The sequence below is a fragment of the Saccharothrix lopnurensis genome (genome assembly GCF_042658445.1).
GTDB classification, from domain to species: domain Bacteria; phylum Actinomycetota; class Actinomycetes; order Mycobacteriales; family Pseudonocardiaceae; genus Actinosynnema; species Actinosynnema lopnurensis.
On record NZ_JBHSQO010000037.1, the window covers coordinates 67,150 to 79,605 of the forward strand.

The following is a 12,456-nucleotide window of genomic DNA, read 5'->3' on the forward strand; positions in this document are numbered from 1 at the left end:
GTCAGCGGGCCCGGCGGAGGCGGTCGGCGATCAGCGCGTTGACCGTCTCCGCGTGGTCGGCCAGGTAGAAGTGGCCGCCGCGGAAGACCTCCAGCTCGAACCCGCCCGAGGTGTGCTCGGCCCAGGTCAGGGCCTCGGCCTCGACCACCTTCGGGTCGGCGTCGCCGATCAGGGCGGTGATCGGGGCGCGCAGCGGCGGTCCGGGCACGTACTCGTAGGTCTCCACGGCCCGGTAGTCGGCCCGCAGCGCGGGCAGCACCATGCCGAGGATCTCCTCGTCCATGGCCCGCAGGTCCGTGCCGCCCAGCGACCGCAGCTCCTCCATCAGCACCCGGTCGCCCTGGAGGTGCAGCCGCTCGCCGCGGTGGGTGGTGGGGCCGCGCCGGGCCGACGCGAACAGCCGCAGCGGGGTGACGCCCCGGTCCTCCAGCCGGCGCGCGACCTCGAACGCCAGGGTCGCGCCCATGCTGTGGCCGAAGAACGCGAACGGCACGTCCGTCCACGCCAGCAGCTCCGGCACCAGGCTGTCGGCCAGCTCCGCGATGGAGCCCACGGTCGGCTCCGCGCGGCGGTCCTGCCGCCCCGGGTACTGCACGGCCAGCACGTCGACGCCGGGCGCGTGCGCCTGGGCCACCGGCACGAAGTACGAGGCGGAGCCGCCCGCGTGCGGGAAGCACACCAGGCGCAGCGGCGCGCCGGCGGTCGGGCGGAACCGGCGCAGCCAGGCGCCGGTGGACGTCGGCGCGCTCACAGCGGGATGTTCCCGTGGTGGCCGCGACCCGGCTGCGCGGCGGCCAGCGCCTCGGCCAGCCTGCGGCGGGTGTCGCGCGGCGCCACGACCTCGTCCACGACGCCGAGCGCCAGCGCCCGGTCCACGCCGCCCGCGATGCGCTGCTGCTCCTCGACCAGCCGGGCGAGCAGCTCCGGGCGCTCCTCCTCGGTCGCGGCGGCGAGCTTCTTGCGGTGCAGGATCTTCACCGCGGCCTCGGCGCCCATCACGGCCACCTCGGCGTCCGGCCAGGCGAACACCGCGCTGGCGCCCAGGGACCGCGAGTTCATGGCGATGTACGCGCCGCCGTAGGACTTGCGGGTGATGAGGGTGACGCGCGGGACGACCGCCTCGGCGAAGGCGTGCAGCAGCTTCGCGCCGCGCCGCACCACGCCGCCCCACTCCTGCCCGACGCCGGGCAGGTAGCCGGGCACGTCCACCAGCACCAGCAGCGGCACGCCGAACGCGTCGCACATGCGCACGAACCGGGACGCCTTCTCCGCGCTCAGCGAGTCCAGGCAGCCGCCCTTGCGCAGCGGGTTGTTCGCGATGACGCCCACCGTGCGCTCGGCGAGCCTGCCGAAGCCGACCACGACGTTCGGCGCCCACTTGGCCTGGAGCTCCTCGAAGGAACCCGGGTCGAGCACGTCGTTCACCAAGGGCTTCACGTCGTAGGCGCGGCGCGGCGACTCCGGCAGCCAGGAGCTGGGGTCGCGCCCGTCGGCCGCGGACGCCAGGTCCAGCACGCCGGGCCGGGTGAAGAAGTCCACCAGGGAGCGCGCCTTCCGCAGCGCCTCCTCCTCGGACTCCGTGGTCACGTGGACCACACCGGACTTGCGGCCGTGCGCCTCGACGCCGCCCAGGCCCTCCATGTCGATCTGCTCGCCGGTGACGCTGCGGACGACCTCGGGACCGGTGACGAACACCCGGCCGCCCCGGGCCAGCACCACGATGTCGGTCAGCGCGGGGCCGTAGGCGGCGGCGCCGGCGGCCGGTCCGAGGATCACCGAGATCTGGGGCACGCGCCCGGAGGCGCGGGTCATCGCGGCGAACATCCGGCCGACGCCGTCCATGGACTCCACGCCGTCGGCGAGCTTCGCGCCGCCGGAGTGCCACAGGCCGATCACGGGGACGCGGTCGCGCACGGCGGCCTCGATCGCCTCGACGATGCGCTGCGCGCCGGCCCAGCCCATCGCACCGCCCATCATGGTGGCGTCGGTGCAGTAGGCCAGCACGGGGGAACCGTTGACGCGCCCGCGCACCGCCCGCACGCCGCTGCCGTCCTGCTCGTGCAGGGGGGTCGCGGTACCGGGGTCGAGCAGGTTCCCCAGCCGGACCATCGGGTCACGCGGGTCGAGCGGCTCCGGCGCCTCGACCGACGTGTCGGTGGCCAGGACTGACATGCGTTCTCCTCGGCTCGGCGAGCGGGGCGGTGCCTCGAACCTGCCGGTGGCCGCGGCGCGCGACAACCCCTAGAGCACCCCTGGGAGACCTGGTCGCGCCCCCTTGCCGGGCCCCGCAAGGGTGGACGGGGGCGGGCGCGGGGCGGGAGGGTGTGGGCCAGCGGAGGACTTCCGCGAACGCGCGGCGCGTCGGGCCGGCGCGTCGAACCCACGAGGAGGCCGCCGGTGCCCACCGGGCCGACCGGACCAGGGCCGGGCGCATCAGCGGCGGGCGCATCAGGGTCGGGCGCATCAGGGTCGGGCGCATCAGGGTCGGGCGCATCAGGGGCGGGCGTTGTCGGCCGGGTTCAGGTCGGAGGGCTCGTCCAGCTTCTCCGTCATCGCCCGCAGGGCCGACAGCAGGTCGCCGGCGGTCGGCGCGGACGGCGGGTCGAGCAGGTTCTGCACGGTCAGCCCGATCATCACGGCGAGCAGGAACGACCCGGCGGCGAGCCGCGTCGGGTGGTCCGCGTCGTGATCGGGCACGGCCAGGGCGCCCAGCGACGGGCGGGCGCGCTGGTAGGCGGTGGCGAGCTTCTCGCGCAGGTCGGGCATCCGCTCGGCGAGGGCGAACGCCTCGATGCCGGCCACCCACAGCGGCCGGTGGCTGCTGAAGGACTCCAGCACGCCGCTCCACATGGCCTCCAGGCGGCCGGCCGTGGTGAGGTCGGGTCCCTCCGCGGTGCTCATCACCCGGTCCAGCTCGGCGCCCCACTCCTCGAACGCCGTCACGAGCGCCGCGTTCAGCAGCGCCTCCTTGGACCCGAAGTGGTAACCGATCGAGGCCAGGTTGGTGTTCGACGCGGAGACGAGGTCCCTCGCCGTGGTGTTCGCGTAACCACGTTCGTACAGACATTTCCTCGCGCCGGCGAGGAGCTGTTCTCGATGACCCACGAAGTGACCTTACAGGATCAGGACAGTGTTTTCATACAGACGTCATATACAAGCGTATAGATCGGGTGTAGCGTCGTGGACATGACTCCAGCCCAACGTGCCGGGAAGCGGGAGTGGTGGGGGCTGGCTGTCCTCGTCCTCGTCACGCTGATCATCAGCATGGACATGACCGTGCTGTCTTATGCGCTGCCGTTCGTCAGCGCGGAGCTGGGACCGTCCAGCAGCCAGTTGTTGTGGATCACCGACATCTACGCGTTCGTGCTCGCGGGCCTGCTGATCCCGATGGGCACGCTCGGTGACCGCATCGGCCGCCGCAAGCTGCTGATCATCGGCGCGGCCGCCTTCGGCATCGCCTCCGCGGTCTCGGCCTACGCCGACAGCCCGGAGCTGCTCATCGCCACCCGCGCGCTCATGGGCGCGGCGGGCGCGACGCTGATGCCGTCCACCATGTCCCTGATCCGCACCATGTTCCAGGACGAGCAGCAGCGCCGCGCCGCGATCGGCCTGTGGTCGGCGGGCTTCTCCGCCGGTGGCGCGATCGGCCTGCTGCTCGGCGGCGTGCTGCTCCAGTCCTTCCACTGGGGCACCGTGTTCCTGATCAACGTGCCGATCATGCTGGTCCTCGTGGTGGCCTCGCCCCTGCTGCTGCCCGAGTACCGCAACCCCGCCGCCGGGCGGTTCGACCTCTTCAGCTCGGTGCTGCTGTTCGCGGGCGTCCTGCCGGCGGTGTGGGGCATCAAGGAGTTCGCCGAGGAGGGCTTCGGCTGGCAGCCGCTGGCCGCGGTGGTGGTGGGCCTGCTGTTCGTGCCGCTGTTCATCGCGCGCCAACGCGGGCTGGACGACCCGATGGTGGACGTGCGGCTGTTCGGCAAGGCCGCGTTCTCCGCCGCCCTGGTCACCAACGTGCTGGCGAACTTCGCGCTGGTCGGCTTCATGTTCTTCACCGCCCAGTACCTCCAGCTGGTGCTGGGGCTCGAACCGTTCGAGGCCGGCCTGTGGTCGCTGCCGCAGGCGTTCACCGCCGCGATCGGCGCGGCGCTGCTGGCCCCGCTGCTCACCTCGAAGCTCGGGCACGCCACCACCACCGCGATCGGCCTGGGCATCGGCATCGGCGGCTTCCTGCTGATGTCGCAGGTGGGCGTCGAGAACGGCCTGGCCCAGGCGGTCGTCGGCCAGATGCTGTCCACCATGGGCATGGCGATGGCGCTGACGCTGACCGCCGAGCTGGTGGTGACGACCGCGCCGCCGGAGCGCGCCGGGTCCGCCGCGGGCCTGTCGGAGACCGGCAGCCAGTTCGGCAGCGCGCTGGGCGTGGCCGTGCTGGGCAGCGTCGGCGCGTTCGTCTACCGCTCGCAGCTCGCCGACGACGCGCCCGCCGGGGTGCCGGCCGAGGCGCTGGACACCGCCCGGGACACGCTCGGCTCGGCCCTGGAGGTCTCCCGCACGCTGCCCGGTGACGTGGGCCAGGACCTGTGGCTGGCCGCGCGCACGGCGTTCACCGAGGAGCTGCACATCGCCGCGTACTCGGTGTCCGGTGTGCTGGTGGTCACCGCGGTGCTGGCGTTCGTGATGCTGCGCAAGGTGCCGCGCCCGGTCCCGCCGTCGGTCACCGCGCCGGAGGCCGGTCCGGGCGAGTCCGCCGAGGAGCCGGCCGACCCCGACCCCGTCGCGGTCCCCGCCGGTGAGGACGACCGGGAGAAGACCGGGACCACCGCCTGAACCCACCCGCACCACCCCGACCGGGCTCCCGGCCGCACCCCTGTGCGGTCGGGAGCCCGTCTTTTCGGGAAGGGGTTGCTCGGGGTTTCGACGCGGTCGGGAAGGGTTCCCCGGAGACCGCCGGACCCAACACCGCTAGGGGTGAGCTAAGGGCCTGCTAGGGGTGGCTGCGGTGTCGGCCTCTCCGTAGCGTCATGTTGGGAAAAGCGGGTCGGGAAATCATCGGCTGAGGTGTCGTGCGCTCGTGCGGCGACGCGGGTAATTCCGCGAAGAATCGTCGCCGTTGCCGCAGCAGATCCAGGACGTGCGAAAACTCGCTCGTCGACGGCGGTGCCGCGGACATGTCGCCCACTGTGGCGCCTCGGGGCACCGGATCGGATTGACCGCGGAGTGGAACGACCCGGGAGGCGTGCGTGGGAAACGAGGAAAAGCTTCTTGCTTACCTGAAGCGGGCGACCGCGGACCTGCGTGAAGCACGCCGCAGGCTGCGCGAGGCCGAGCGCCGGGACAACGACCCGATCGCGGTCGTCGGCATCGGCTGCCGCTTCCCCGGCGGGGTCGCCAACCCCGACCAGCTGTGGGACCTCGTGGCGGGTGGCGTGGACGTGGTCTCGCCGTTCCCGACCGACCGCGACTGGGACGTCGACGCCCTCTACGACCCCGACCCCGACCGGCGCGGGCACACCTACGCGCGCGAGGGCGGGTTCCTGCACGACGCGGCCGACTTCGACGCCGGCTTCTTCGGCATCAGCCCCCGCGAGGCCGTGGCCATGGACCCGCAGCAGCGCCTGCTGCTGGAGGTGTCCTGGGAGGCGTTCGAGCACGCGGGCATCGACCCCACCGCGCTCAAGGGCAGCCGCACGGGTGTCTACGCCGGACTGATGTACCACGAGTACTCGTCGCGCGTGCCCGTCGTGCCGGAGGAGCTGGAGGGCTTCATCGGCAACGGCAACGCGGGCAGCGTGTTCTCCGGCCGCGTCGCCTACACCTTCGGGCTGGAGGGCCCGGCGGTCACCGTGGACACGGCGTGCTCCTCGTCGCTGGTCGCCCTGCACCTCGCGGTGCAGGCGCTGCGCCGCGGCGAGTGCTCGCTGGCGCTGGCCGGCGGCGTGACCGTGATGCCCTCGCCCGAGACCTTCGTGGACTTCTCCCGCCAGCGCGGCCTGGCGCCGGACGGCCGCTGCAAGCCCTTCGCCGAGGCGGCGGACGGCACCGGCTGGTCCGAGGGCGCCGCGGTGATCGTGGTCGAGCGGCTGTCCGACGCGCGCCGCAACGGGCACCGCGTCCTCGCGGTGGTCAAGGGCACCGCGGTGAACCAGGACGGCGCCTCCAGCGGCATGACCGCGCCCAACGGCCCCTCGCAGCAGCGGGTCATCCGCGCCGCCCTGGCCAACGCCGGCCTGTCCGCCGAGCAGGTCGACGTCCTGGAGGCGCACGGCACCGGCACCCGGCTGGGCGACCCGATCGAGGCGCAGGCGGTCATCGCCACCTACGGCCAGCAGCGGGAGCACCCGCTGCTGATGGGGTCGATCAAGTCCAACCTGGGCCACACCCAGGCGGCCGCCGGCGTGGCCGGCGTGATCAAGATGATCCTGGCGATGGACCGCGGGCTCGTGCCCAAGACCCTGCACGTGGACGCGCCGACGTCGCACGTGGACTGGACCGCGGGCGCCGTCGCGCTGCCCGCGGGGACCGTGCCGTGGCCGGAGACGGGCCGGCCGCGCCGCTCGGCGGTGTCCTCGTTCGGCATCAGCGGCACCAACTCGCACGTGGTGCTGGAGCAGGCGCCCGCCGACGAGGCCCCGGAGGCGGGCACCGGCGAGGACGAGGCCGCGCCGGAGGAGGCGTCGGCCGTCGAGACCGACGTGGTGCCGTGGGTGGTGACGGCCAAGACGCCGGAGGCGCTGGCCGCCCAGGTGCGGCGGCTGCGCGCGGTGACCGGCGCGAGCGCGCTCGACACCGCCTACTCGCTGGCCACCTCCCGCGCGCACTTCGAGCACCGGCTCGCGGTCGTGGGCCGCACCGCCGACGAGCTGACCGCCGCACTGGCGGACGGCGCCCCGGGCGTGGTGCGCGGCCAGGTCGAGCCGGGCGCGACCGCGTTCCTGTTCACGGGTCAGGGTTCGCAGCGGGTCGGCATGGGCCGGCAGCTGTCGGACGCCTTCCCGGTGTTCGCCGCGTCGTTCGACCGGGTCTGCGCCCTGGTGGACGTCGAGCTGGAACGGTCGCTCAAGGACATCGTGTTCGGTGACGACCAGGAGTTGTTGAACCAGACGGCGTTCAGCCAGCCGGCGTTGTTCGCGTTCGAGGTGTCGCTGTTCCGGTTGTTGGAGTCCTGGGGTGTGAAGCCGGACTTCCTGGCCGGTCATTCGATCGGTGAGATCGCGGCGGCTCATGTGGCGGGGGTGTTCTCGCTGGAGGACGCCTGCCGCCTGGTGGCCGCGCGGGGTCGGTTGATGCAGGCGCTGCCGGCCGGTGGGGCGATGCTCGCGGTCGAGGCGACCGAGGAGGAAATCGTTCCCCTGCTGGACGAGCGCGTGGGTTTGGCGGCCGTCAACGGGCCGACCGCCGTGGTGGTCTCGGGTGCCGAGGACGCGGTGGACGGGCTCGCGGCGAAGCTGGAGGGGCGGCGCACCAAGCGCCTGCGCGTCTCGCACGCTTTCCACTCGCCGCTGATGGAACCGATGCTGGAGGAGTTCCGGCGGATCGCGGAGAAGGTCACCTACGCCGAACCGACCCTGGCGTTCGTCTCCACCGTGACCGGTGGGCAGGTGACCGGGGAGATCGCCGGCGCGGACTACTGGGTGCGGCACGTGCGCCAGGCCGTGCGGTTCCACGACGGCGCGGAGTTCCTCGCCGCCCAGGGCGTCTCGCGGTTCGTCGAGGTCGGCCCGGACGGCGTGCTCACCGGCATGGCGCCCGCCGGCACGGCCGTCGCCACCCAGCGGCGCGACCGCGACGAGGTCGTGGCGCTGACCACCGGCCTGGTCACCGCGTTCGCGCACGGCGTCGAGGTCGACTGGGCGGCGTTCTTCGCCGGCCGCGGCGCGCGGCGCGTCGACCTGCCGACCTACGCCTTCCAGCGCAAGCGCTACTGGCTGACCTCCGCCGGCCCGGCCGGCGACGCCGAGTCGTTCGGCCTGCTCGCGGGCGGGCACCCGGTGCTGTCCGCGGTGGTCGAGGCGCCGTCGACCGGCGGCGTGGTGCTGACCGGGCGGCTGGCGCGGAGCACCCACGGCTGGCTGGCCGACCACGCGGTGCACGGCACCGTGCTGGTGCCCGGCACGGGCCTGGTGGAGCTGGCCGTGCGGGCGGGCGACCAGGTCGGCTGCGACGTGGTGGAGGAACTGACCCTGGAGGTGCCGCTGCTGCTGCCCGACCAGGGCGCGCTGGCGCTGCGGGTGACCGCCGAGGGCGCGGACGCGACCGGTCGGCGCGTGCTGTCGATCCACTCGCGGCCCGAGGGCTCGGCCGCCGACGAGCCGTGGACGCGCCACGCCTCCGGCGTGCTCGGCGTGGGCGGCGAGGCCGAGCCCGAGCACCTGGGCGCGTGGCCGCCCGCCGGCGCGGAGGCCGTGGACCTGGACGCGTTCTACGAGCGGCTGGCGGACGCCGGCTACGGCTACGGCGAGGTCTTCCGCGGCCTGCGGTCGGTGTGGCGGCGCGGCGAGGGCGAGCTGTTCGCCTCGGCCGCCCTGCCCGAGAGCGCGCACGCCGACGCGGCCCGCTTCGGCCTGCACCCGGCGCTGCTCGACGCCGCCCTGCACGCCAACCTCGCCGACGGCTCGGCCGAGCGCACCCCGCTGCCGTTCGCCTGGAACGGCGTGCGGCTGCACGCGGCGGGCGCGACGGAGCTGCGCCTGCACATCAAGCCCACGGGCGAGGACAAGCTGTCCGTGGCGGTGGCCGACGGGCACGGCGAGCCGGTCGCGACGATCGACGAGCTGGTGGTGCGGTCGGTGACCGCCGAGCAGCTGGGCGGCGCGCGGCGCGGGTACCACGAGTCCCTGTTCCGCCTGCGCTGGACGTCCCTCCCGGCCGGCCCCGTGGCGGTGCCCGACGAGGACGGCTGGGCCGTGCTCGGGCCGGACGCCCTGGTCGCCGCCACCCCGTACGCGGACCTGGCGGCGTTGCGCGCGGCCCTCGACGCGGGCGCGGCGGTCCCCGGCGTGGTGCTGGCCCCGATCCCGCCCGGCGACCCGGCCTCGGTCGCGCTCGGCGAGGTGGACGTGCCCGCCGAGGTCCGGTCGGCCACGCACGCCGTGCTGGGCCTGCTCACCGGCTGGCTGGCCGACGAGCGGCTGGCGGGCTCCCGCCTCGTCGTGGTCACCCGCGGCGCGGTCCGGCACGACCTGACCCGCGCGCCCCTCTGGGGCCTGCTGCGCGCCGCGCAGGCCGAGAACCCCGACCGGTTCACCGTCGTCGACGTCGAGCCGGGCGCGGAGGACCTGCTGCCCGCCGCGGTCGCCTCCGGCGAACCCGAGCTCGCCCTGCGCGACGGCGAGGTGCTGGTGCCCCGGCTGCACCGGGTCGTGGCGGCCGGCGGGGGCACCGCGCCCTGGCGGCCCGACGGCACCGTGCTGGTCACCGGCGGCACCGGCGGCCTGGGCGGCCTGCTCGCCCGGCACCTCGTCACCGAGCACGGCGTCCGGCACCTGCTGCTCACCAGCCGCCGCGGCCCGGTCGCGCCCGGCGCGGCCGAGCTGGCCGCCGAGCTGGAGGCCGCCGGGGCGGACGTCTCGGTCGTCGCCTGCGACACCAGCGACGGCGAGGCGGTGGAGAAGCTGCTCGCCGGCGTCCCCGCCGCGCACCCGCTGACCGCCGTGGTGCACGCCGCGGGCGTGGCGGACAACGCCCTGCTGGCCGACCTCACCCCCGAGCAGGTGGACACCGTGCTGCGCGCCAAGGTGGACGCCGCCTGGCACCTGCACCGGCTCACCGGCGACCTGGCCGCGTTCGTGCTGTTCTCCTCCTCGGCGGCCGTGGTCGCCGGCGCGGGGCAGGCGAACTACGCCACCGCCAACGCGTTCCTCGACGCCCTCGCGGAGCACCGGCGCGCCGCGGGCCGGCCCGCGACCTCGCTGGCCTACGGCCTGTGGGCGACCAGCGGCGGCATGGCCGGCCACCTCGACGAGGCCGACCTGCGCCGCATGGACCGGCTCGGGATGCCCGCGATGCCCGTCGACGAGGGGCTGGCGCTGTTCGACGCCGCGCTCACCGCCGACGAGGCCGCGCTGGTGCCCCTGCGGGTCGACACCACGGCCCTGCGCGCCCGCACCGACGCGCTGCCCGCCGTGCTGCGCGGCCTGGTTCGGGTCCCGGCGCGGCGCGCGGCCCAGGCCGCCGCCTCCGGCCCCGACGCGCGACCCCTGGCCGACCGGCTCACCGGGCTGCCCGCCGTGGAGCGGGAGCAGTTGGTGCTGGACCTCGTGCGCACGCACGCCGCGTCCGTCCTCGGCTACGGCGGCGTGGAGGAGGTCACGCCCACCAAGGCGTTCAAGGACCTCGGGTTCGACTCGCTGGCCGCCGTGGAGCTGCGCAACCTGCTCGGCACCGCGACCGGTCTGCGGCTGCCCGCCACGCTGGTCTTCGACCACCCCTCACCGGACGTGCTGGCCCGCGCCCTGCTCGCCGAGCTGGTCGGCGAGGACGACGGGGCCCGGTCCGTGCTGGCCGAGGTCGACCGGCTCGAAGCGGCGCTGGAGGCCGTGGCCGGCGACGACGTCGGCCGGGTCACCGCCCGCCTCGAAGCCCTGCTGCGCACCTGGCAGGACGCGCACGGCCGCAGCGAGGACGAGGAGCGCGACCTGGGCGAGGCCACCGACGAGGAGCTCTTCGAGGTGCTCGACAGCGAGCTCGGCATCTCCTGACCCCGGTCACCCGCGACTACGAAGACGGCCCTCCAGGATGGGTGGAACACCGATGGCGAACGACGACAAGCTCCGCGACTACCTCAAGCGGGCGACCGCCGACCTCCAGCAGGCCAAGCGGCGGGTGCGCGAGCTGGAGGCCAGGGAGCAGGAGCCCATCGCGATCGTGTCGATGGCCTGCCGCTACCCCGGTGGCGTGCGGTCGCCCGAGGACCTGTGGGAGCTGGTCGCGAACGGCGTGGACGCGATCTCCGGGTTCCCGGTGGACCGCGGCTGGGACCTGGAGAACATCTACGACCCGGAGCCGGGCACACCGGGCAAGAGCTACACCCGCGAGGGCGGGTTCCTGCACGACGTCGCCGAGTTCGACCCGGTGTTCTTCGGCATGAGCCCCCGCGAGGCGCTGGAGACCGACGCGCAGCAGCGGCTGCTGCTGGAGGTCACCTGGGAGGCGTTCGAGCGCGCCGGCATCCCGCCCACCTCGCTCAAGGGCACCGCCACCGGCGTGTTCACCGGCGTGATGCACCACGACTACCTGGAGAGCACCACCTCCGGCAGCATCGCCTCCGGCCGCGTCGCCTACACCTTCGGGCTGGAGGGCCCGGCGGTCACCGTCGACACGGCCTGCTCGTCGTCGTCGGTCGCGGTGCACCTGGCCGCGCAGGCGCTGCGGTCGGGGGAGTGCTCGCTGGCGCTGGCGGGCGGCGTGGCCGTGATGGCGACCCCGCAGCTGTTCGTGGAGTTCAGCAAGCAGCGCGCGCTGTCGCCCGACGGCCGCTGCCGGTCGTTCGGGCAGGGCGCCAACGGCGCCGCGTGGTCCGAGGGCGCGGGCGTGGTGGTGCTGGAGCGGCTGTCCGACGCGCTGCGCAACGGGCACCCGGTGCTCGCGGTGGTGCGCGGCTCGGCCATGAACCAGGACGGCGCGTCCAACGGCCTGACCGCGCCCAACGGCCCGTCGCAGCGGCGGGTCATCCAGCAGGCCCTGGCCAACGCGCGGCTGTCCGCGGCGCAGGTCGACACCGTCGAGGCACACGGCACCGGCACCGCGCTGGGCGACCCGATCGAGGCGCAGGCGCTGCTGGCCACCTACGGCCAGGACCGCGAGACCCCGCTGCTGCTGGGCTCGATCAAGTCCAACATCGGCCACCCGCAGGCGGCGGCCGGCGTCGCGGGCGTGATCAAGGTCGTCATGGCCATGCGGCACGGTCTGCTGCCCAGGACCCTGCACGCGGAGGAGCCCACCGACCAGGTCGACTGGACGGCGGGCAACGTCTCGCTGCTGACGGAGTCGGTGCCGTGGCCGGAGACGGGGCGTCCGCGTCGGGCGGGGGTGTCGTCGTTCGGCATCAGCGGCACCAACGTGCACACCATCATCGAGCAGGCCCCCGCGGTCCAGGCCGAGGCGACCGAGGAGGCCGAGCCGGTCGCCGGGTTCCCGGTGAGGCTGTGGCCGGTGTCCGGGCGCGGCGCGGACGACCTGGTCGCGCAGGCGACGCGGTTGGCGTCGTTCGCGGAGACCTCGGGCGCGGACGCGCTCGACCTGGCGTACTCGCTGGGCGTCACGCGGGCCGCGCTGGAGCACCGGGCCGTCGTCGTCGGGTCCACCCGGGACGACCTCGTGGCCGGGCTGCGCGCGATCGCCTCGGGCACGCCGTCCCCGAACGTGGAGACCGGGGTCGAGGGCAGCGGTCTGACCGCGTTCCTGTTCACGGGTCAGGGTTCGCAGCGGGTCGGCATGGGTCGTGAGCTGTCCAGCGCCTTC

Annotated in this window: 5 protein-coding genes and 1 pseudogene; 3 read left to right on the plus strand and 3 right to left on the minus strand. The window is 74.5% G+C overall.

The genetic code is table 11. From position 1 onward, the window contains the following. Position 1: 1 nt before the first annotated feature. The 3 genes from ACFP3R_RS27750 to ACFP3R_RS27760 form a co-directional block, all read right to left on the minus strand. On the minus strand, positions 2-751 hold the full coding sequence (locus ACFP3R_RS27750) for a thioesterase II family protein (RefSeq protein WP_380639922.1): 750 nt from the start codon (positions 749-751) through the stop codon (positions 2-4). Then, on the minus strand, positions 748-2,172 hold the full coding sequence (locus tag ACFP3R_RS27755) for an acyl-CoA carboxylase subunit beta (protein ID WP_380639924.1): 1,425 nt from the start codon (positions 2,170-2,172) through the stop codon (positions 748-750). The genes ACFP3R_RS27750 and ACFP3R_RS27755 overlap by 4 nt, the downstream gene beginning before the upstream one ends. A gap of 321 nt (positions 2,173-2,493) precedes the next feature. Continuing rightward, the gene (locus tag ACFP3R_RS27760; RefSeq protein WP_380639926.1) at positions 2,494-3,105 is read right to left on the minus strand and encodes a TetR/AcrR family transcriptional regulator; all 612 of its coding nucleotides are present in this window, start codon (positions 3,103-3,105) and stop codon (positions 2,494-2,496) included. Positions 3,106-3,186: 81 nt separating this feature from the next. Here ACFP3R_RS27760 and ACFP3R_RS27765 point away from each other — a divergent pair, with 81 nt between their 5' ends. The 3 genes and pseudogenes from ACFP3R_RS27765 to ACFP3R_RS27775 form a co-directional block, all read left to right on the plus strand. Continuing rightward, a complete protein-coding gene (locus tag ACFP3R_RS27765; RefSeq protein ID WP_380639927.1) occupies positions 3,187-4,824 on the plus strand; it encodes an MFS transporter in 1,638 nt (545 codons plus the stop codon). Between the two features lie 413 nt (positions 4,825-5,237). Then, positions 5,238-10,694, plus strand: a pseudogene (locus ACFP3R_RS27770) (type I polyketide synthase); the annotation flags it as partial. A 52-nt stretch (positions 10,695-10,746) separates the two neighbouring features. Beyond that, the coding region (locus ACFP3R_RS27775; protein ID WP_380639930.1) for a type I polyketide synthase at positions 10,747-12,456 on the plus strand (1,710 nt) is incomplete at its 3' end.